The sequence below is a fragment of the Deltaproteobacteria bacterium genome (assembly GCA_020845775.1).
In the GTDB taxonomy this organism is placed as follows: Bacteria; Bdellovibrionota_C; UBA2361; order SZUA-149; family JADLFC01; genus JADLFC01.
The window spans coordinates 33,090-53,661 of the sequence record JADLFC010000121.1; the positions used below are offsets into that span (position 1 = coordinate 33,090).

Annotated in this window: 21 protein-coding genes; 14 read left to right on the forward strand and 7 right to left on the reverse strand. The window is 45.8% G+C overall.

Annotation, left to right across the window (positions count from 1 at the left end; genetic code table 11):
• Positions 1–12 precede the first annotated feature (12 nt).
• From IT291_08090 to IT291_08115, 6 genes are all read right to left on the reverse strand, one after another.
• The gene (locus tag IT291_08090; GenBank protein ID MCC6221181.1) at positions 13–993 is read right to left on the reverse strand and encodes a protoheme IX farnesyltransferase; all 981 of its coding nucleotides are present in this window, start codon (positions 991–993) and stop codon (positions 13–15) included.
• Positions 954–1,889, reverse strand: coding sequence for a COX15/CtaA family protein (locus tag IT291_08095; protein MCC6221182.1), 936 nt, complete (start codon positions 1,887–1,889; stop codon positions 954–956). Before IT291_08095 ends, IT291_08090 begins: the two co-directional genes overlap by 40 nt.
• A 29-nt stretch (positions 1,890–1,918) precedes the next feature.
• Positions 1,919–2,995 (reverse strand): ParA family protein, encoded by a 1,077-nt coding sequence (locus IT291_08100; GenBank protein ID MCC6221183.1) that lies wholly within the window; start codon positions 2,993–2,995, stop codon positions 1,919–1,921.
• 216 nt (positions 2,996–3,211) lie between these two features.
• Positions 3,212–3,994, reverse strand: a complete 783-nt coding sequence (locus tag IT291_08105; GenBank protein MCC6221184.1) for a glycosyltransferase — start codon at positions 3,992–3,994, stop codon at positions 3,212–3,214.
• A 49-nt stretch (positions 3,995–4,043) separates the two neighbouring features.
• Positions 4,044–5,462 (reverse strand): asparagine--tRNA ligase, encoded by a 1,419-nt coding sequence (asnS, locus tag IT291_08110; GenBank protein MCC6221185.1) that lies wholly within the window; start codon positions 5,460–5,462, stop codon positions 4,044–4,046.
• Between the two features lie 52 nt (positions 5,463–5,514).
• Positions 5,515–6,099 carry a hypothetical protein gene (locus tag IT291_08115; GenBank protein MCC6221186.1) on the reverse strand — a complete coding sequence of 195 codons (585 nt, stop codon included), beginning with the start codon at positions 6,097–6,099 and terminating at the stop codon, positions 5,515–5,517.
• 389 nt (positions 6,100–6,488) lie between these two features.
• Between IT291_08115 and IT291_08120 the strand changes: the two genes are divergently transcribed.
• The gene (locus IT291_08120; GenBank protein ID MCC6221187.1) at positions 6,489–7,238 is read left to right on the forward strand and encodes a sugar transferase; all 750 of its coding nucleotides are present in this window, start codon (positions 6,489–6,491) and stop codon (positions 7,236–7,238) included.
• Between the two features lie 59 nt (positions 7,239–7,297).
• Positions 7,298–7,984, forward strand: coding sequence for a methyltransferase domain-containing protein (locus IT291_08125; protein ID MCC6221188.1), 687 nt, complete (start codon positions 7,298–7,300; stop codon positions 7,982–7,984).
• Here the strand turns inward: IT291_08125 and IT291_08130 are convergent.
• Positions 7,973–8,611 (reverse strand): response regulator transcription factor, encoded by a 639-nt coding sequence (locus IT291_08130; protein ID MCC6221189.1) that lies wholly within the window; start codon positions 8,609–8,611, stop codon positions 7,973–7,975. The genes IT291_08125 and IT291_08130 overlap by 12 nt on opposite strands.
• A 438-nt stretch (positions 8,612–9,049) precedes the next feature.
• Here IT291_08130 and IT291_08135 point away from each other — a divergent pair, with 438 nt between their 5' ends.
• The 12 genes from IT291_08135 to IT291_08190 all read left to right on the forward strand — a co-directional run bounded on the left by IT291_08135 (position 9,050) and on the right by IT291_08190 (position 20,564).
• A complete protein-coding gene (locus tag IT291_08135; protein MCC6221190.1) occupies positions 9,050–9,898 on the forward strand; it encodes a hypothetical protein in 849 nt (282 codons plus the stop codon).
• 49 nt (positions 9,899–9,947) lie between these two features.
• On the forward strand, positions 9,948–10,709 hold the full coding sequence (locus IT291_08140; protein MCC6221191.1) for a flagellar hook-basal body protein: 762 nt from the start codon (positions 9,948–9,950) through the stop codon (positions 10,707–10,709).
• A gap of 44 nt (positions 10,710–10,753) precedes the next feature.
• Entirely contained in the window at positions 10,754–11,542 is a 789-nt protein-coding gene (flgG, locus tag IT291_08145; GenBank protein ID MCC6221192.1) for a flagellar basal-body rod protein FlgG, read from the forward strand.
• A 9-nt stretch (positions 11,543–11,551) separates the two neighbouring features.
• Positions 11,552–12,598: a flagellar basal body P-ring formation protein FlgA gene (gene flgA / locus IT291_08150; protein MCC6221193.1), complete on the forward strand. Its 1,047-nt coding sequence runs from the start codon at positions 11,552–11,554 to the stop codon at positions 12,596–12,598.
• A complete protein-coding gene (locus IT291_08155) occupies positions 12,595–13,461 on the forward strand; it encodes a flagellar basal body L-ring protein FlgH (protein ID MCC6221194.1) in 867 nt (288 codons plus the stop codon). Before flgA ends, IT291_08155 begins: the two co-directional genes overlap by 4 nt.
• Before the next feature lie 3 nt (positions 13,462–13,464).
• Complete coding sequence (locus IT291_08160; protein ID MCC6221195.1) at positions 13,465–14,595, forward strand: flagellar basal body P-ring protein FlgI; 1,131 nt, start codon at positions 13,465–13,467, stop codon at positions 14,593–14,595.
• A gap of 15 nt (positions 14,596–14,610) precedes the next feature.
• A complete protein-coding gene (locus tag IT291_08165; protein ID MCC6221196.1) occupies positions 14,611–14,967 on the forward strand; it encodes a rod-binding protein in 357 nt (118 codons plus the stop codon).
• Positions 14,968–15,069: 102 nt separating this feature from the next.
• Positions 15,070–15,381 carry a flagellar biosynthesis anti-sigma factor FlgM gene (gene flgM / locus IT291_08170; protein MCC6221197.1) on the forward strand — a complete coding sequence of 104 codons (312 nt, stop codon included), beginning with the start codon at positions 15,070–15,072 and terminating at the stop codon, positions 15,379–15,381.
• Positions 15,381–15,884: a flagellar protein FlgN gene (locus IT291_08175; protein ID MCC6221198.1), complete on the forward strand. Its 504-nt coding sequence runs from the start codon at positions 15,381–15,383 to the stop codon at positions 15,882–15,884. Before flgM ends, IT291_08175 begins: the two co-directional genes overlap by 1 nt.
• A gap of 250 nt (positions 15,885–16,134) precedes the next feature.
• Positions 16,135–17,784 (forward strand): flagellar hook-associated protein FlgK, encoded by a 1,650-nt coding sequence (flgK, locus tag IT291_08180; GenBank protein MCC6221199.1) that lies wholly within the window; start codon positions 16,135–16,137, stop codon positions 17,782–17,784.
• Positions 17,785–17,803: 19 nt separating this feature from the next.
• Complete coding sequence (gene flgL / locus IT291_08185) at positions 17,804–18,796, forward strand: flagellar hook-associated protein FlgL (protein ID MCC6221200.1); 993 nt, start codon at positions 17,804–17,806, stop codon at positions 18,794–18,796.
• 232 nt (positions 18,797–19,028) lie between these two features.
• Entirely contained in the window at positions 19,029–20,564 is a 1,536-nt protein-coding gene (locus IT291_08190; GenBank protein ID MCC6221201.1) for a hypothetical protein, read from the forward strand.
• Positions 20,565–20,572 lie beyond the last annotated feature (8 nt).

Genomic DNA, 20,572 nt, shown 5'->3' on the forward strand with positions numbered 1-20,572 from the left:
AACTATCAATCGCTATAACAGCGTGGCATCTACCACTAGACATAGAAAGTAAAGCGAGAGATAGGCATTTGAAAAGTTAAACACTTCCTTCGCTTTAAGCATCTCTACATTCTCTGCAAAACCCGTGCGCTTAAGATGCCATATCTTCCAAGAAAAAACCACACTTAATGATAACATGACAAGCAGTGAAAACCATCCCAAATATTCATTTGAAAGTACAAGGATGACTGTAGTTGGAATTAGACATAAGGCATAGAACAACATCCCATTAAGGGTCGCATCCCGCCCAGCAACAACAGGCAGCATTGGGATACCCGCTCGCTTATAATCAGAATTCTTATTGAGAGCCAAAGCCCAAAAATGTGGCGGGGTCCAGAAGAAAATAACCAAAAACAGTAACAGCGCAGTAAACTCTAACTCTCCCTTAATAGCTACCCATCCCACCAATGGCGGTATGGCACCCGCAACGCCACCGATCACTATATTTTGCGCCGTAATTCGCTTTAGCCATAGCGTGTAAATCAACACGTAAAACAAATGCCCACTAAGAGCCACGAGCGAGGCACTAAGACCAACAAAGCTATAGAGGACAAAGAAACCGCTTGCCCCTGCGATTATAGCAAACAGATATGCCGATAGAAGACCAAGCCTACCAACTGCCATAGGGCGATTCTTAGTTCTCTGCATCAGAGCATCGATATCTCTATCGAGGATGCAGTTCATCGCATTAGCGGATGCCGATATTAGAGCGCCACCCAGAAGAACCCAAACTACCAACGGCATCGAAACATTTCCACCAGATGCAAGCACCATGGTGCAAAAAGTCGATATCAACAGCAACGCAATGATTTTTGGCTTAGTTAAGCTAAATAAGTCGCTAAAATATGTCGTGCAAGTAGCACCTTGCGATACAGTCGCATATGATGGATTTACCGACATCCGACCTTTGCCATTTAGGGAACCATGCTCTTCTGAATTCGCCGCATAAACCACGTACCACTTAGCGATTTCGACATATTCAAAAGTTCAAACAATATCAATTGCGCAACCGCTAGATGTAAAACAGCTACCCAGATGGGAATATACATCAAAACGTTTGCAACTCCCAAAGCAAACTGAAGTAAGGTTAAGAAAAAAACGCGCCGCAAGCTAGAAGCCTGATCCATCAGCAATAGAGATTTGCGCCCAAAAAAATAAATGGCTGTAATGCAAGTTAACAAAAAAACTGCCAACGCTCGATGGGATATTTGCAATAACTGAGGCGCGGTGGCCTCAGGCGGCAACAGACTACCGTTACATAAAGGAAAACCCTCGCAAACTAGAGCTGCCCCACTGCTACCAACAAAACCACCCAATACTATCTGCAAAAAAACAAAACCACTTAGTATTAAGAGCACGAAATTAACACTTCGCGCTCTCTTTGGCTCAGATTTATTCTCTTCGCAATTTTCGCACTTCGGACAAATCCTTTCGGCTGCCAATAACGCCAGTAACTGAAAAAAAACACTGCCAAGTGCTAAATGAGCAGTAATAATAAAGGGATTAAGCTGAAAAATAACCGTAAGGCCACCCATTACGGATTGGATCATGACCAATATTAGAAGAAAAACGACTAGCTTATACAGGAAAGTATAAGTTTTTCGGCTGCGAAACACTAAGTGCAACATTGCTAAGGAACACAGCACTACAAAACCAGCTATAACCCTGTGTATATATTCCTGAGCCACGCCATGCGTAAACTCAGGAACTATTCTTCCAAAACAGAGCGGCCAGTCGGGACACGACAAGCCAGCACCAGTTGCTCTAACAAAGCCACCCAACGAAATGAGCACCAGTGTCAATAACGCGGTAACTCCGCTTAAAACTCTAATAATTTTTAAATCAGCCATACCGCAATCTCTACAGAAGAGTTAGCTGGCTAGCAAGACTTGCGATGGGAGGAAAATGAAAGTTCTTCTTCAAACCCCAAATGTCCAAGCTTTTCCGACTCGGAAAACGCTGCATATGAAATGATATCCTCTATTTCGCGCGCTACTTCATAATATTGTTGCGCCAATTTTGCAGTAGCCTTTAAATCAAAGGCCGTTTGGCCCAAGAACGTAAGGCGATTCTGCTGCTCGCTGCGAAAAATCACCGAGTTTAGCAGGTATATGGGCCCATCATGCGCTGATGAATCACCGATGCTTGCTTTTTTCGGACAATGCGTCTCTCGCTCTCGCAAAATCGAGATAAAATCCTCGGCACTGCTGAAGTTTCTAATGTCCTCATCGTCCACAGGCACATCGCCTTCCATCTCAAGGTTACTAACGACAAGATTCTTATCCAACCTCGCTGCGGTCAACTTATTAACACGACTTGCCTGCTTATTTACCATCGAACGAACGATAACCCAAACCGGTCCCTTGATGTGTTGAGCACTAGCGACGATTTCCTCTAAGCTATTTATACTCATCTCGCTGGGATCGACGGGAACAACCACGATGTCGGCATTGGCAATGGCGTTGCGAGTCAAGACATTAAAATCAGGAGGCGTATCTATTACAACGTGATCGTACTCACTGCGAAGTTCGCGAATTAATTGTGGAAATAAATTCGCAAATGCCTTCGCGCCAGGACCCCAAAGAAAATGGCGAAGCTCTGGCCCTGACCGCAAAAGATCTAAATCCGGCCTTATGGAATCAACGATACCACGACCTGGCTCCAAAACCTCCATCAGCTCATCGGAAGCAGTTTCGCCACTTGATAACTGCTGCCTAAAAGATTTTGATAAAAACAACTGAGCAAGCGGCGCCTCTGCGCCCGCCATCACCTCACCTGTGGCTTGGTTTTTCGGCGAACCAACTGCTGTGCGAAAAAAAGATGTAGAATGCCCCGAAGGATCGCAGTCAATTAGAATAGTTCTACAGCCCCGCTTTGCAAAAGCGTGACTAACATTGACAGAAATAGACGTTTTCCCCACACCACCTTTAAGTGATGCAAAACAAATTACTGCCATTTACCAACCCACTAACGGTACTGCCCAGCCATCAACGATGCAAGCACTCAAATTCCAGATAACCACACAATAACTTCATTTTTTTACCACAACACCACCTTGACAACACAATGCCACTCTGCCCTTACTATAGCTAAGATACTCCAGAGATGGCTATATAGGCGCAGATAAATAAATATGTCAAAAACTTTTTTGGCCCATAAAGAAAAATTTCTACTAAGAATTTTTCTTTCCCGCAGAAATATCTTTGACTAAAGACCTAACAAAACAAACTGCGTGGCGTACTCCTAGCTTTGATTTACCCACCTCTCGACAGCCAAATCGATAATGCACATGGGCAATCGAGGCATTTGGCGGAAAAAATCTCAATATGTCAAAAAGAATTTTATATCCCCGCAATTCGAAATTAACAGAGCTAGTTTTTAGTATGCCAACTACAAAACTCGTCTTGCCACCAAAAAAACCTGACATCGGGTCGCTTACCACAATCCCTCTTCGCCTTAGGCTAACGCGCGCAAGCGCAGTGGCAATCCTTGAAATAATACTTCGCAAAACAGAATGTCCAAAATACCTCGAAAGCCTATTTGCAACTACCAAATCTGCTCCGTCTATTAGTTTAGAAAATAACTTTGCAACTTCCGACGGAGGATGTTGAAAATCGCCATCCATCACTAAGAAAAATTTCGTTTTGCAACAATAAATAGCATCGATGACGCTAGCACATATTCCCCTGACTAAAGCACCTCGCCTTTCCAACAATTCCACACTACAACATCCTCCACCGGAGCCTAAGACGCTTACTCGCTCCAAGACAACTTGTTGCGTCCCATCGCTGCTAACATCATCCACAACAAGGACAGTGGCGCCAGAGTATCTCTTAGCCAGATCATCTAAAAGAAAGCCAATAACGGAGGCCTCATTTAAAGTAGGGATAATGACTGTTAGCTCTGAATACGCACCTTGTGCATTCAGATAAACAGGCTCACGACTTGTCTTCAAATAATTGCTCTGATTAAGTTGCACTACAGGACTACAGTAACTTCAATATTTAAAAATTAGCATTGCCAGGCGTACGCGGAAAAGGAATCACGTCCCTGATATTGCTCATACCACTTAAATACATAAGCAAACGCTCAAACCCTAACCCAAACCCGGCGTGCGGAACGCTTCCGTACCTTCTAAGATCTAGGTACCACCAGTAATTATTTTCATCTAAGCCAGACTCAGCTAACCTTTTAAGCAAAACATCCTTGCGATCCTCGCGCTGGGAACCGCCAATAATTTCTCCCAATCGCGGCACTAATAAATCCATAGCGCTGACTGTTTTTTCTCCCTCATCCAACCGCATGTAAAATGCCTTTATTTCTTTTGGATAATTAGTCACAAAAACTGGCCTACCTATGTATTCCTCCGTCAAATAGCGCTCATGCTCAGTCTGTATATCCGCGCCCCACGAAATGGGATATTCAAACGATCGACCGCATTTTGCCAAACAGTTTATTGCCTCGGTATAAGTAATAACTTCAAATTTTGCCGAAGCAACCTGCTCTAGCGAATTAATAATCCCCTTTTCAACCCACTGGTCAAAGAACTTCATGTCGTCTTGGCAATTCTCCAGGACGTATTGAATTACAGACCTAACAAAGTCCTCTGCCACTTCCATATCGCCCTGCAAATCGCAAAACGCCATTTCCGGCTCAACCATCCAGAACTCCGCTAAATGCCTTGGAGTATTCGAGTTCTCCGCTCTAAAAGTAGGCCCGAATGTGTACACCTTGCTTAAAGCCGTAGCGAAGAGCTCGGCTTCTAGCTGCCCAGAAACCGAAAGGCTAGCCTCGCGACCAAAAAAATCATTGCTAAAAAAAGTCTCTCTTGCGTTTTTGTCTTCTACGTTAGCCGATATGGCTACCGTAGGATCCAGCGTAGTAACTCTAAACATTTTCCCGGCCCCCTCACAATCTGAGGTGGTGATTATGGGAGTATGCACGCAAACAAACCCCCTATCGTGAAAAAATTTGTGTATTGCAAACGCCGCCGCATGTCGCAGACGAAACACTGCACCAAACGTATTTGTTCGCGGTCTCAAATGAGCAATGGTTCGCAAAAATTCAAACGAGTGGCGCTTCTTTTGCAAGGGATAATCATTGGCGTCGGCTGGGCCAATGAGGTTAAGGCTAGTAGCCTTAACCTCAACTCGCTGTCCTTTAGCTGGAGACAGTACCAATTCGCCCTCAACTTGCACCGCTGCACCGGTATTGGCCTCTTGGACACAGGTATCCAGTCTTGAGATGCTTCGGTCTACGATAATTTGTATGTTGGCCAGGCAACTTCCGTCGTTTACCTCGAGAAACGACATCTCTTTGGCATCTCGTCGCGTCCTAACCCACCCATTGATCTCAACCGAACTTCCAACTGCCCCGTCTCTTAGCAACTGACTAATTGTTTTTCTCGTCAAGAACTGCGACATATTACAAGCACCCTAAAAAAAGTACTTTTTATTTTTAACCGACGTATAAGACTTAAGCTCGCTTTTTTAGCTGTAGACGAACTACATTTGCAGGTAGCTCCGGCTTTGGATCTTTTTCGCTCTCCGACGTCAAAACCTCATCCTGCTCTACCTCCATTGATTCAAACACTGGCGCAAATGCACCTGCATTCCCAGACGCAGAAAGAACTCCGCTAACCTCATCGATTATAACTCTACTAGCTTGAGCGCAAGCTTTCGACTCGACGAGCTCTAGTGAAAACTGTAGACAGGAGGCATATTCTTGCCTTGTTGCAGAATCCATCAACAACTTAGCCTTCTCGGCTATCTTTGCCTCTTCGCAATTAGCTTTGTTAATAAATTGCTGTTTAATTATTGCCAACCGCGAAACCATAGCACTACTACCGCTTAACTTAAGCGTTTCATTTAACATGGCTCTTAGCTGTTTGTGACAACGCAGCCAGGCATCAGCCCTTAAATCATTCGCCACGTTATCCAAACTAAAGCCAGTACCAACTCCGTCAGGAAAGGACATGGACGCGTATAATTTCTCAGCCTTAAAAGTCCTCGCCACTAAGACTCTAATTCGAGAATTTATCGTCGCACCCGCTCCGTTCATCGATATTGCTCCTGTTAAAAAACCCTTAACTTATGGAATGGCCTACGGTAATCCAAAAACTCCGTTACCTCCAAATATCTACCTATATTTTGCACAATTAACAACAAAGAAACTTGCGTTTTTACACAAAATAAGTAATGTAATAACGCGTTTGTCAGTTTGTCCTGGTTTTTAAACAAAAGAATGAGGCAATTAGTGACAAATGGCGCATATCATACATTGGTTGATGGGGCGATGTGGTGCCATATGTTTGAGTAACAAACAATAGGCGTTTGATTTTTTATAGTTGTAGAAATAAGGGGCTTTGTCTTATTAGGGAGTTTAGCCGAAACGGTATAGGCTTTTTCGCAAGCGTATTTTGCGATGACTCCTTTAGATGTTAAGGGCAAATGTTAGTACCGAAGGAAATAAGTCGTACTGCTGTGCTTTCCGAAATTCCGTTGCCTCCGCGTGGCGAAACTTATGCCGTGCTCCCCACTGCTGTTTCTTCAAAAAATTTCTATAGACTTAGCAGCTCTAACCTTTACGCGCGAAACGAGCGCGTTCGCCTAACTTACGATGCGATCAAGCCGATTTTAGACTTTTCAGTTGCCATTGCTCTACTGATAGCTTTGCTGCCGTTATTTCTCGCCGTGGCCGTAGCAATAAAGCTAACATCGTCTGGGCCGGTAATATTGAAACAGAAACGGCTTACCAAAGATGGGCAGGTCTTTATTATGTACAAGTTTAGGACTATGAGAAACGATGCTGAACGCAACACCGGCGCAGTCTGGGCAAGCGAACATGACCCAAGAATTACTCCTCTGGGAAAATATTTGCGAAATTTTAGACTTGACGAGCTCCCCCAGTTGCTAAACGTCATTTTTGGAGACATGAGCTTAATTGGCCCCAGGCCTGAACGTCCTGAACTAGCTTGTCAAATCGCCGAGAAAATTCCTGAATTTTATCGCCGACTAGAGGTAAAAGCAGGCATAACAGGTTTAGCACAGGTAGCTCATAGGTATGCCTCATCCCTGGATGATTACCAAACAAAAATGTTTTACGATATTAACTATGTAAACAACCGCTCATTTTTGCTAGATTTACTGATAGCGGCAAAAACTCTACGAGTTGTCATTACTGGCGCAGGAGCTCGGTAAAACTCTATTTAAGCGGGAGTGCGTTTTACCGATACTCGCATCGCATAACTATACATTCGATGGCTAACAATTATTTAACATTTTACAAGCAACTGCCGAAGCGTTTTGTCGAAATGGGAAGTGTTTGTCCCAGCTCGCGGTGGCTAGCAAAGGATATGGTTCGACCGCTTGCAGAAAAAGTCGGGGCCAAGAGAATTTTAGAGGTTGGGGCGGGAACTGGGCCATTTACGCGAAAAATTCTTGCAGAAATGGGCCCGGATGACACTTTATCAATTTGCGAAATAAACGCTTTTCTACTCAATCAGCTAAAGAAAAGCCTCGAGGGAAACTCGCATTACCTTGCGCATAAGGATCGCATTGTCTTCGTAAGGGGCTCTATTGAAGATCTTCCTTCGCTTTATCCAGATGCGGAATTTGACGTCATTGTATCGGGTCTGCCGTTCTCTAACTTTTCGCCAAACGACGTCGAAAATATTTTAAACCTTTTGTGCAAGATGCTCGCTAAAAATGGATGTCTTTCTTTTTTCGAGTACATTGGGATTAGAAAATTTGGCAATTTTGCGCCGAGCGCAAAGCATCGAGCGCGAATTCGCGGCGTGGAATCTATAATTAGAAAATGGAAACTCGAAGCTAGCAGATCGGGAGCGGTAACGACTAATATTTCGCTTTTAAACATACCGCCTGCACTGGCTGTCCACTACGTGCGAAGCGATGGGCCTAATTCCAATTCGCCCCTAGTCAATTAGTCCATGCTTTAAGGCAATATGAACGAGTTCGGCATTGCTATTTGCACTGAGCTTTTTCATAATGTTCGCTCTATGGCTATCCACAGTGCGCGGCGATATGTGAAGCTTTTTTGCGATTGCCTTATTCCGCTCGCCCTCACTCAATAACTTCATCACTTCTCGTTCTCTATCCGTTAAAACAGCAAGCGGAGAACAATCTTCTTCGCGGCTATTAATGCCGAAGCCCAGAATGGAGCTACAAACGCTTGGGCTTAAGTAATTCTTGCCAGCTAAAACAGCCGTGATCGCAAATTCCAGTTCGCTTGATTTTGCCGTCTTAGGAACGAATCCATTGGCCCCCGCTCGCATTACTGCGCGAACTGAAGAATCATCGTCGTGTGCCGATAGAACTAAAATTTTGGTATCATTTTTTAGCTTTCTAAGACGAGAGATGGCCTCCATCCCGCCAAGGTTTGGCATCGAAAGATCTAGAATCAATATGTCAGGCATATATCTCTGCACCAGAGACACAACTTCAAAGCCATCTCCGGCCTCAGCGACTACCTCCACGTTCTCGAGACTACTAAGCAGTGCCCTTAAGCCCTGTCTAAGAACAACATGATCATCTGCTATAATTACACTTGCCATTGAAACATTTGCCTGCCAATCATCAAAATCGATTTATTCTTCTAATTTACTCTATCGTCTTAGAACTACTCGAACTCCAGAGCTTTTCTCCACCTGAGAATTACATTGGTTCAACTCTTGCATAAGACTCTAGTAAACGGGCGAACTTGAGTTTTAGGCAGTAAGATCTTAGGCCATACTGCAAATCAACTAGAGGTGTGGCTGACTCAAGTTTAGAAATTACGGCACCTAACTATCTTCTTAATTATTAGCTAGTTAGAGTTTTTTGAGAGTAGTCTATGCGGTTACTAGTTTGGAATTATGCGCAGGAGAACTCGAGTGATAAAGGCGATGTATTATGCCAAAACGCTGACATCTGCGAGCGACATAGACCGTTATATTGACACGCGGCTTAACTGCTACGCGGCATAACTCGCCACTAGCATATAAGGAGGGCAAATGGAGACAATACATTTTCAAAGCCTAGTCGACGCTGGTTTTGCAATATTTGTAACATTTGCTTGTCTAAAAATGCTTCTTCCTAGCAGCGCTAGCGGCGCATCGGCTCGCGACAAGTGGCGACAAGAGCTCTCCGAGGTCGAGCAATGCTTAACCGATCTAATAAGAGAGGCAGCCGCTTCTAGCAGGAATCTCGATAGACAACTTCAAAAGCGCCAAGAGGAATTGAGCGATTTATTGGGACAACTCGAACGAGCGCAAAACAGCAAGAAGGAAAAGCTGTCGACTAGCAGTTCTCTCCCAAGCGAAGATGAATTTCCCAACAGCACATGGCTTAGATCGCCAAATCAAACAATCTCGACTGGCGCTATTAGCGATACGAATACCAGCCCGGCCTCAAACCCAACACAGCCTGACAGGAGAACTCCCAAAACCTCAAGAGAGCGCAGTCTCATGGAGTCAGTTGAAATTACGCGAGAAGTGAAGGCCTCCCTTGCAGAACAAAGCGACGACCGCCGCATGGCCTTCTCAATACCACCCTCCGGCAGCTCTCCCATCGTGGATCCAATCGCATATAAAATCGCAAAGCGCCTTCTGGAAGAAGGCAAAGAAATTCACGTAGTCGCTCGCAAGCTAGACCTCCCCTTAGCCGAGGTAAGAGCTCTCGACAAACTAGTTTCTCGCCCGAGCCCAGAACCTATGCATAATTCCGAATACGTTAGGCAGTCTGGCAAGACTCTCTCTGAAATAAAAAAAGAGGAAAAGCACATAGATTTTTCGCGAACACAGATTGGCGAACTGCCCAATGCCACACAGGTCGACTTCAAACGCGAATCGGCACTTATATAAACTCGCAGCGAGAAACGATGAAGAATAACGGCACACATGGTAACAGAAAATGAATAAGGACATTTACACTTCAGCATCGGGTGGCTTAGTTGCGAACCGGCGCATTGAAATACTTAGCAACAACTTGGCAAACGTAAGTACGGTTGGCTTTAAAGCACAACGACTCATCTCTCGCGCACAATCCTTTGATGAGACCCTTGCGAACGCCTTGTCGAACATGCCGCAAAATGCTGCAGCGAACTTCGAACGCGCCCCAGGGGTAATAAATGTTGGGACATCTACGGATTTCTCCCCCGGTCCTATTGCAGAAACTGGAAATGGCCTGGATGTGGCGCTTCGAACTCCTAATCACTTTTTTGCCATCCAAACTCCCGATGGCGAAGCGTACACTAGAGCAGGTAATTTTGCGCTCAATGCCGACGGCACCCTGGTAACCCAAGACGGTTTGCCCGTATCCGGAGAAGGCGGCGCAATATCAATTGGACAAGCAACTCAACCGCAAATTCTTGCAAATGGAAACGTAATAGCGGCTGGACAAATAGTTGGACGCCTAAAAACCGTTGCAATTGATAATCTAGAAAGCCTTAGCAGAATCGGCTCAACTAGATTTAAAATATCAGGTAACGGTCGTGCGACCGCCGTAGAGGCGGACGTCGTGCCACATTCGCTAGAAATGCCAAATGTTTCGGTCATCGAGGCAATGGTTGAAATGATATCGGCTCAACGAGCCTTCGAAGCGTACACAAAAACAGTTAGAGAAATCGATGACTTAAACGACAGAGCAATAAGATCAGCAGCAACTCGCGTATAAAATGACCGCTAGAGAGCATCTTACAGTAAGGAGAGATAACAACTATGCTTAGATCACTATTTACAGCCGCCACTGGCATGCTGGCTCAACAGCTAAATTTGGATGTAATCGCTAACAACCTAGCTAACGTCAACACCAGCGGCTTTAAAAAGAGCCGCGCTGATTTTCAGGACTTGATGTACCAAATCATGCAAGAACCTGGTAGCTCAGCCACTCAGCAGGGCACCAGCCCCACAGGAATACAGGTAGGCTTGGGCGTTCGCCCAGAAGCCGTTGGCAAAATCTTTTCCCAGGGCGACTTTGAGTCCACTGGTCATCAACTGGATATGGCCGTCGAGGGCGAGGGCTTTTTCCAGATAACACTTCCCAACGGCAACACCGCCTACACGAGAAGCGGAGCTTTTAAATTAAACGAGGAGGGAGCTGTAGTTAATTCAGATGGCTTTCAACTAGAGCCAGCAATTACAATTCCACCGGATGCTCTTAGCATTACCATAGCAAGCGACGGCATAGTAACAGTTAGACAGCCCGGCGCAACCGCGCCAACGCAGGTAGGGCAAGTGCAAACGGTGCGATTTCAAAATGCGGCTGGCTTGCGCGCTTCCGGCAGAAATCTATACGAGGAGACCGAATCTTCGGGAACTGCCTCGGCTGGAACTCCCGGCGAAGATGGCTTTGGCACCATTGCTCAAGGATTCTTAGAGAGTTCCAATGTTAGCGTAGTAGAAGAAATTGTAAAAATGGTGACGGGACAGCGCGCCTACGAAGCAAATTCCAAGGTAATTCAAACCGCTGATCAAATCCTGTCTAATGCAGTTAATATTAAGAGATAATGTAAAGCCATGCAACTTGCACGAAAGACTTCGCTCATGCACTTGCTTTTTAAAAGATTGCTTCGCCCTAGATGCTGCTGTCTCGCAGTTGCTCTTGTTGTGATATATATGCCGTTTTGGGCGATCGCCGAGGAAGGTAGTTCGCAGGCGAATTCGGAACGACCCACGCTAGTAATTAACAATGTAGTAACCATCAATGCCAGTGAACTCACCTTAGGCGACGTGGGACAAATAAAATCAGCAAGCGTCACCGACAATGATTTGGCAAATAGGCTACGCGCTGTGAAGCTCGGCCCTGCTCCGACTCCGGGCTCCTCCCTAGTTTTGTTAGGCGATAACATTCTTCAGTCCATCAACAGTAGCGGAATAGACAGCGAAACAATAGGCTATTTCATTCCAGCTAAGGTGAGAGTAGAAAGGTCCGGACGGCAGCTCTTGCCTGCTGAAGTCTTAGACATTGTGCGAGCTAAGTTACACATTAACGGCAAGAGCGATTTAAGAGTGCGCGAGGTTAAATTTCCCGAGAGCTACATAATACCGAATGGCCCAACGCGCATTGCGGTAGAAGCATTGGGGCAACCATCGGGCGGCATAGTACCTTTAAGGATTGAAGTTTACGTTGCCGAACAAAGCGCGGCTCGCTTTCTCGCTTCGGCGGTCGTCGATTATTGGACGGATATTCCCGTACTAGCGAGAGACATCGAGAGAGGAATGCTAATTGAGCATGACGATCTGCAAATAGTCAGGCTTAACCGAAATAAGTTTGCAGATAATATTGTAGACAATTCGGAATCCATAATAGGCCGTCGGGCAAAGGCACATTTGCGAGCTGGCGAGCCTCTGCGAAGCAACCTCATAGATATCCCAGCAGTTGTTTCCAAAGGGGCTCGAATCTCGGTAATCTACAATGCTGCCGGCATAAATGCGTCCGTTACGGCAATAGCCATGGAGGATGGATTAAAAGGTGAGACCATCCGCTTTAGGAATGATAGCTCGAACAAAGTAATTAAAGCAATTGTGAAGAGTCCACAGCATGCGGAGGTGGCAAATCCATGAATACTGCACGGCTTTTTTTATCGCTTTCACTGCTCTTGTCAAGTTGTGCCTACAACCGGGCACCGGCAGAGCGCATAGTGCCAGCAGAGGAATTTGCTAAGGCAATGCACTCAGGCAGCGCAAGCGATTTTTCCATATTCAAGGTAAGCAACCGCGAGGCAGCTCCAACAGCACTCCTAGAAAAAGCCCGGTTCAATTTAGACTCCTCCAGTCTGCAACCACCGCCGCCGCCACTACCTCCGGCGAGCACACTGCCACCGGGTAGCTCCTCGCCATATCACAACGGCCAAATGCGAGCGAATCCTTCTCTTTGGCCGGATGAAGGACAGGCTACATCGCTATTTCGCGATTTTAGAGCCTATCAGCCCATGGACATCATTACGATACTTATCAAAGAATCCCAAGAAGGCAAAAAGCTTGCAGAAACTGAGACTGAAGGGAAGTTCTCACTTGCTGCTGGCATAAAGGAATTATTCGGTCTGGAAACGAAACATTGGACAGCAAACAATACTAGCTTAGATCCAGAAGAACTCATCAATGCTACGACCGATATAAAATTCGAGGGCGATGGTGAGACCAAGCGTTCGGGGACATTGTCAGGAACCGTATCGGCAGTCATTATGGAAGTACTTCCTAACGGCTTGCTCAGAATAGAAGGAACAAAGATTATATCAGTTAACAGCGAGGAGGAGATACTCGTTATTAGCGGACTAGTCCGAACACAAGATGTCAATGCAAATAATCAGGTTCCGTCGAACAAGATTGCCAACATGAGGATAGATTTTTATGGACGCGGCATAGTGACCGAGCAACAAAAGCCAGGGTGGGGCGCGAGAATATTTGAATTCGTTTGGCCATTTTAAAATATGACACTTGCAATAAGGAAAGCTAAGGGGAAGCTACGAACTGTTTTTGTTCTAGCAATCGCTGTTTTGCTGCTGACGACAGCCAACACTGCGCTTGCCGCGCGACTAAAGGACGTAGCCGACATAGAGGGAGTGCGTGGCAATCACTTGGTGGGCTTCGGAATTGTAGTAGGTTTGCAGGGGACGGGGGATCAAAAGAGCGCCTTTACTAACCAAAGCATTGCCAACTTAATGGAGCGCCTGGGTCTTAGGGTCGACGTGAAGGAAATAAGCAAACTCGGAAATACTGCTGCCGTTATTGCCACTGCAGAGTTGCCGCCGTTTGCGCGACCTGGATCAAAAATCGACGTTACGTTATCTTCTGTTGGCAACGCATCTACATTGCAGGGCGGAACTTTGCTAATGACACCTCTTAGGGGCGCAGATGGCAAAGTATATGCCGTTTCGCAAGGGCCAATATCCTTGGGAGGCTTTGTAATCCAAGGAGATGGAGACTCGACACAAAAGAACCATCCCACTGTTGCGCGAATTGCTAAAGGTGCGACCGTTGAAAGGGCAATCCCATTTGACTTGTTTTCTAGCGGTTCCGTTCGCATAGTGCTGAGAGAACCAGATTTTGTCACAGTAACTCGAGTTCAGGACGCAGTGAACAGGTTTGTCGGCATTGGAAGAGCCAAAGCTATAGATAGCGCAAGTGTGCTCCTTCCATTAGACGAGCTAACTGCTAAAGCACCGATACATCTAATCGCTAGATTAGAAGAACTTGAAATCGATCCCGACCTCCCGGCACGAGTGGTAATAAACGAGCGGACTGGAACGATAATTATGGGAGAAAGCGTAAGGGTATCTACGGTGGCGCTAGCGCACGGAAACCTAAACATTACGATTTCTTCCGAAACACAAGTCTCGCAACCAAATGCTTTTGGCCAGGGAGCAACGGCCATAGTTGAGCAACAGGACATTGCAGTTGCAGAGGATAGTGGACAGCTAACTATCGTCAAGGAATCGGTAAGTCTTGGCGAGCTCGTAACCGCACTTAACAGCCTGGGGGCAACGCCTAGAGATTTAATAGCTATCTTCCAAGCTTTAAAGAAAGCAGGAGCGCTCCATGCGGAGCTAGTGGTGATGTAGCAAGGAATTACATCTATGTCTAAAATTGAGGCACTTTCTGCCGCTGATTCAGCCTCTATAGCAATGCTATCTCAAGGGACCGCGTCTCTTGAAAAGGCAAAAGTGCTGGCAAATCAAGCAAGTAGCAAAGAGGCTGAAGTTGAAAAGGCCGCTAGCGATTTTGAGGCCCTATTATTGCACCAGATGTTTAAGGTTATGTGGGAGACGGTTGAAACCACGGGACTTTTTGGAGAAAATTCCAACGAAGGGCAAATATATCGGGATATGCTGAATCAGGCGATTGCCGAATCCGCATCCCAAGGAAAAGGCATAGGGGTTAAAGATATGCTAAGAAAAGAACTCACTAAGGCCAATAAAGCATCTGAACGATAACTCAGTATAGGTTATTTGTTAAGCAAACCTAGGCATAACTATTATTAGAGCAAATCTATGCTATAATTAACTTGATAACCTAGTAGCTACGGAGAGACGAAGATGAGAATAAGCGACATTTTTAGAAGACATAGCCTAGACCAAACTACAGCTAAAAATAGCGCACAACAGGCGAAGGACGAGCGCGAGAGTTCTAACAGTAGCGCGATCGCTAGTAACTCTGACGATAGAGTTAGCATCTCACCTATGGCGAGGCAGTTTGCACAAATTTCTAAAATCGTTGCGGAAGACGAAGAAAAACAAAGTTCAAGAGTTGAAGACTTAAAGAGAAAAATTGCTGCGGGTGAATACTCCGTATCGAGTTCAGATGTAGCTAACTCAATTTTATCTTTTGCCAAAGACGAAAACGCTTAATGGATCCGTTTAAGAACTTGCTCCATTGCTTAAAGGCCGAACTTACAAAACAAGAGGAATTCTTGCGGCTTCTCACAAAGGAGCGAACGGCCATAGTAAAATGCGACACAGCGGAATTAGAGAGCACTAACGTAAAAAAACTTGACCTCATTAATGCCGCGCAAGAGCTGGAGAAAAAACGAAACACTATTATCTCCTCACTTCTGTCGAGTGAGCAAACGCTCGAACAGATTAAACTTTCGGAGATCGTCACGAAGTGCCCCTCAGTGGGAACTCAAAGAGAACTCGATAAAATTCGAAGCGATTTAAGAAATATCGTATCGGCAGTCTGCGCGCTCAACGCAGAAAATGCCGACTTAATTAAGAATTCACTTGGACTAGTAACTTCGACTCTGGCAATTGTGCAATGTGCGCCGGGTGGCGATTTGCCAACATACAGTAAGGAGGGCAAACTCTCTAGTCACGAAGAGACTTCTCTAAAACGCAGCAGAACCAGTGCCTAGCCATTATAATTAGGCAGCGATTCATGCAGACTAATTTTCCCCGCTAGCAGGCAAATATTTTCCTCCACCATAATTAATACCTCGCAATCTAACGTCCGGCATTAGACAGCACACGGTCTAACTCCCCGTACATAATGCCTTTTCTAATTCGCTTGTCAATTCAACAGTAAATTGCACACCTCTTGCAATAAAACGAGAAGGGATTCCCGCACGACTATAAACTGCACAGATTAGAAGGAACTAGTAAATCATGGGATCTGGAGGAATAAGCAGTCTCTTAAATATAAGCAAAAGTTCGCTCTTTGCTCAGACTCAAGCAATTCGAGTCATTGGCGACAACATCGCTAACGCCAATGTCGAGGGATATAGCAGAAGACGCGCTAATATTGAGACACTTACTACTAGCGCAGACGCCAACAGCATTTCTCTAGGTAGTGGTGTAAACGTTAGAACGATTTCCCGCCTCGTAGACAAGTTCTTAAGCAGTCAGATTCACTCAGCGACTTCGGATCGGGCAAAAAGTGAAATACGCGATGAATTACTATCGCGTGCCGAAGGCCCTTTTTCCCTAGAAGACACGGTAGGGCAAATTGGTTTCCAATTATCGGAATTCTTTAGTTCTCTAGACGACCTATCTGCCGATCCGGCAAACATGAGCTTGCGACAAAATGTCATCGAACAGGGCGCAAGCCTTTCACAAGCTATTCAGTCTTCGTACGAATCTATAGCGAGTTTACAAAGGGAGGCCGACAATCGAATTGGATTAGTAATTGGCGAAGTTAACAGCATGACCGCCGACATTGCTGAGTTAAATACGCAAATAAGCACACTGGAAATCTCGGAGCAGGAAGCTTTAGCTCTGCGAGACAAAAGAGACCAACTATTAAAGGAACTATCCGAAAAGCTTTCGATTAACTCAGTAGAAAATGGCGATGGAACTGTCTTGGTTTCACTTAGCAACGGATTTACGCTTGTAAATGGCTCAAGCGCTAGAGCTTTGGACTTCACTGCGTCGCCAAGTTTTGCTCCCGTTAGCGGCTATCCACCTGGCTTAGACAACAGCGCCCTTCGCCACATAGTTTATGACTACGACTCTAGCTCGACGACGGAACATATAGATTTGACAAGCGTCATCGGAACCGCTGGCGGCGAACTCGGTGGCCTACTAAGCCTTCGCGGTATTCAGTCCGATACCGACACTTCCGCCTTTGATGCAAGCGGCGACTTGGTATTAATTGGCGCTCGCATAGAAGCGGTCGCAAGAGATCTACTAGTGCGCTTCAACCAAACCTACCTAGGCCCGGTGGACGAAGATCCAGTCACAGCGGGATTTCAAGCTTCCTCAGTAGATCTTAACGGCAATAATCCCTCTCCATTTGGACTTTTTACCGTTGCTGGGGCAAGCGATGACGATGCCGACGGTCTCCCCAGTATTGCGGACCTTCAAGCATCCACCAGCTTCGTCGGATATGCTAGCGCAATTTCGTTTAACATATCCGATCCGGCTAATATCGCCGCGGCAATTGACTTGGATACAGCGACGAGCGGCTCCACTCCATTTGGCGATGCAGACAACACAAATATTAGAAATTTGGTCGCGCAAAGAAATGTAGAAACTAACTACAGCGTGGGAGCATTCTCGGCAACTGCTACACTTGAAGACCTTTACAACACGACAGTAACCTATGTTGGAAGCCAAGCTAGTTCTGCTGCTACAAATTTAGCAATTAACACAACCAGAGAAGAACAGGTTCTTGCATTGCAGCAAAACACCTCAGGGGTAAGTCTCGATGAAGAATTCGCTCAGTTAATCAAATTTCAAAGAGCCTACGAGGGATCTGCCCGAATGATTCAAGTTGGAGACAACCTATTACAAGAACTAGTTCGGTTACTTGGGTAACAAGACAGGGGGTTAACAAATGCGAGTTACAGACGCTCAAATAACTAGATCCTTTATTGCGCAAATTTATAGGCAACGAAACGCTTTAATTGACGTTCAACGAGAAGTGTCGAGCGGTATTCGCGTCGCTAATCCTAGCGATGATCCGGCCCATGCTGGCACTATAGCTCAATTTCAAAGCTCTCTTCAGCGCTTTGAGCAACACAAAGAACGGATGTCGTACGTAACAAATCTGCTGCAGCAGCAGGAGAGCATTCTTGCCTCCTCTGGCGACCTTCTTATTAGGGCGAGAGAACTAGCTCAACAGGGCGCTAATGAGACTCTTTCCGAGGAACAACGCAGGACTCTAGGAGATGAGGTATTTCAGTTAAGAGATGCTCTGGTATCCCTTGCAAACTCTAAAGTACAAGGTCGATATATTTACGGTGGAGCCGATGACGACGACCCGCCATTTGATTCCGCAACATACGTAAACCCCGCTACGGGCGCGGCGAGTGAAAGATGGGTATTTGATTCTGCCGACGCCGGGCAAGACGTTACTAGGGAAGTGAGCATAACTGATAGTTTAAGCGTGAGAGTTAGCACTTCTGGCCAGGACGTGTTTGAGAACTCGATTGCAGCACTTGAGCGCCTAGGTCGTGCACTAACAGGATATCGCACAGAGCCCGAAGACCTCTCGACATTGCCAGATGGAAACGGCGTAGCCTTTAACTTTCCCGCCGAATACCAAGAACAAACGGAGGATATCTTAGAAGCACTCGATCTAGTCGAAAGCGGAGCCGACGAGGTTAAAACCGAGAGAGCTAGTATCGGCAGTAGGCTCTCGAGAGTCCAAGTAGCTTCCGAAATCATGGATATCGCAACAATCGACACCCAAACGGCCAGGCAGGCTGTCCAGGACGCAGACATCTTTGAAGCAGCCTCAAAGCTCGCCAACTTTCAAACTAACCTCGAAGCAACTTTGGCCAGCGGCGCTCAACTTTCGCGCCTTTCGCTGATGGATTTCATCTAACTTTTTGATTGCCAGCATCTAGCTAACGGTAGTAACCATTAGGTTTTATATGTATCGTTTTACTAGAAATTGCACTAGCCTCTTTTGTATACTGTTTCCAAAAAGTAAGTTAAATATTTTACTTTTTGGAAACAGTATTTGTTGTTTATTGGCAAGTGCTTACGCACTTGCTGTTTATAGCATTTACAAAAATCCTTTTTGTAAATGCTATAAATTTTGCTGCCTTGCGCTAGTGGTTCTTGTTTGCCCGTCACTTGCACTAGCTGGCAAAGGAGAAATAACAGCCGTAGAAACTAGCATCGATCTCGGTGCAAACGGCGATGCAACAGTAATGTATTACGTAAGCTGGAGGGTTTTATCAGGCGAATTTCACGGTTTTTACTTTAGCGGAAACGACCGCCTCGAAATCAGTGGCTTCCTCGATCACAGTTATGCTCTCGACTCATTTGGGAAAAGGCACAAGTTAGATATTTCGTGGGAGGGCCGCGACAAGTGGGATATCGTACTTGCTAACGGCGAGGGTGTTTCATCGGGCGATGTTCATTTCTTTCTCTTCTTTCGCAGTAATTTTAGCCGAGCGGGGTATTTAGCCCACACTAAGGCGGGGGACAAGGACTTAGCGGTGTTTAATTGGGCTCCCGTCGAATGGGATGAAGTTGCTCCAAAGAGCCATTATACCCTACGCATTATATTTCCACATCAAGTATCAAGTGGAGTTAATTTGCGTTCTTATGTAGATAACAGGCAATTACTCCTAACCGAACCCTGGGTAAATGAGAACTACGCGATTGACTTTTTTAGGGGTGGAACAAATAACGATGGGCTGGGAGTTCTCTTTCACAAGGAGAATCCGGGCAATCACTTTCACATGAGAGTCCAATTTTACCTGCCGTATGAGTGGTTTAATTTTCCACAAACATATGCCTCAAAACTCACTTCTGAGTTACCTCTGCATAACAAAGTTGCATTAGGAGTTGGATTTGCATTAGTTGGCATGGGATTTATTTTTGTATTTCTTGGCAAGCAACACTCCCTATTAGCAGCCCACAAGGGTTTAAATGACATCCGTTGGGAGAACATAGATTGGACCCCACCAAAACTCGAGCTATCGACATTTCGCATAAAGGGGAAAGTGTGCAAGGATCTCTCTCCCCTCGAAGCAGCGTTCTACCTGGAAATTCCTTTGAAGCGCATTTTAAGCGGGATGCTTAGCTCCCTTGAGGAAGAAGGGTTTTTGAAAGTAATCTCCCAGTCGCCTCTTAAAGTGCAAACACTTAGGAGCAGTTATGAAGGCACTGGAACTGAGTACAGCGGATACGAGCAATATTTCTTAAACACTCTACACGACGGAGACTTTTCGCAGGACGAGCTAGAGTCTCTGATGAATACCATCATCAAAAACATTCAAAAGAAAGCTTGGGACTGCGACATAGAAGCTACGAAAGCCTATTATGGCACTTTAGTGCACGATGCCATCGGAAAGAACACTGCTCAGGATATATTCCTTCAAGATGAGGCATGGCACCAGTGGTACCACCGATCCTCTTACCGACGAGATTTGTCGCGCGATCGAGCTAATCCATACCGCTATGAGCATGTTATGCCGGTTACCGTGGATCATTTGCTACAAGGGGTCGGAGTAAATGCCGATATGACTGCTTGTCACGATGCCTGTCATTCGGCTTGTCACTCCGCTTGCCATTCCGCCTGCCATTCAGCCTGCCACTCGGCTTGCCATTCAGCTTGCGTAAGTGGAGGTTCACATTGAGGTGACAG

Excerpts from the sequence above, each read along its gene's own strand:
- IT291_08165 (MCC6221196.1), top strand. The coding sequence starts at position 14,611 with ATGTCTAAAATTGAGGCACTTTCTGCCGCTGATTCAGCCTCTATAGCA.
- IT291_08130 (MCC6221189.1), bottom strand. The coding sequence starts at position 8,611 with ATGGCAAGTGTAATTATAGCAGATGATCATGTTGTTCTTAGACAGGGC.
- flgL (MCC6221200.1), top strand. The coding sequence starts at position 17,804 with ATGCGAGTTACAGACGCTCAAATAACTAGATCCTTTATTGCGCAAATT.
- IT291_08175 (MCC6221198.1), top strand. The coding sequence starts at position 15,381 with ATGGATCCGTTTAAGAACTTGCTCCATTGCTTAAAGGCCGAACTTACA.
- IT291_08100 (MCC6221183.1), bottom strand. The coding sequence starts at position 2,995 with ATGGCAGTAATTTGTTTTGCATCACTTAAAGGTGGTGTGGGGAAAACG.
- IT291_08140 (MCC6221191.1), top strand. The coding sequence starts at position 9,948 with ATGAATAAGGACATTTACACTTCAGCATCGGGTGGCTTAGTTGCGAAC.
- flgG (MCC6221192.1), top strand. The coding sequence starts at position 10,754 with ATGCTTAGATCACTATTTACAGCCGCCACTGGCATGCTGGCTCAACAG.
- asnS (MCC6221185.1), bottom strand. The coding sequence starts at position 5,462 with ATGTCGCAGTTCTTGACGAGAAAAACAATTAGTCAGTTGCTAAGAGAC.
- IT291_08135 (MCC6221190.1), top strand. The coding sequence starts at position 9,050 with ATGGAGACAATACATTTTCAAAGCCTAGTCGACGCTGGTTTTGCAATA.
- flgA (MCC6221193.1), top strand. The coding sequence starts at position 11,552 with ATGCAACTTGCACGAAAGACTTCGCTCATGCACTTGCTTTTTAAAAGA.
- IT291_08155 (MCC6221194.1), top strand. The coding sequence starts at position 12,595 with ATGAATACTGCACGGCTTTTTTTATCGCTTTCACTGCTCTTGTCAAGT.
- IT291_08115 (MCC6221186.1), bottom strand. The coding sequence starts at position 6,099 with ATGAACGGAGCGGGTGCGACGATAAATTCTCGAATTAGAGTCTTAGTG.
- flgK (MCC6221199.1), top strand. The coding sequence starts at position 16,135 with ATGGGATCTGGAGGAATAAGCAGTCTCTTAAATATAAGCAAAAGTTCG.
- IT291_08160 (MCC6221195.1), top strand. The coding sequence starts at position 13,465 with ATGACACTTGCAATAAGGAAAGCTAAGGGGAAGCTACGAACTGTTTTT.
- IT291_08125 (MCC6221188.1), top strand. The coding sequence starts at position 7,298 with ATGGCTAACAATTATTTAACATTTTACAAGCAACTGCCGAAGCGTTTT.
- flgM (MCC6221197.1), top strand. The coding sequence starts at position 15,070 with ATGAGAATAAGCGACATTTTTAGAAGACATAGCCTAGACCAAACTACA.
- IT291_08095 (MCC6221182.1), bottom strand. The coding sequence starts at position 1,889 with ATGGCTGATTTAAAAATTATTAGAGTTTTAAGCGGAGTTACCGCGTTA.
- IT291_08120 (MCC6221187.1), top strand. The coding sequence starts at position 6,489 with ATGTTAGTACCGAAGGAAATAAGTCGTACTGCTGTGCTTTCCGAAATT.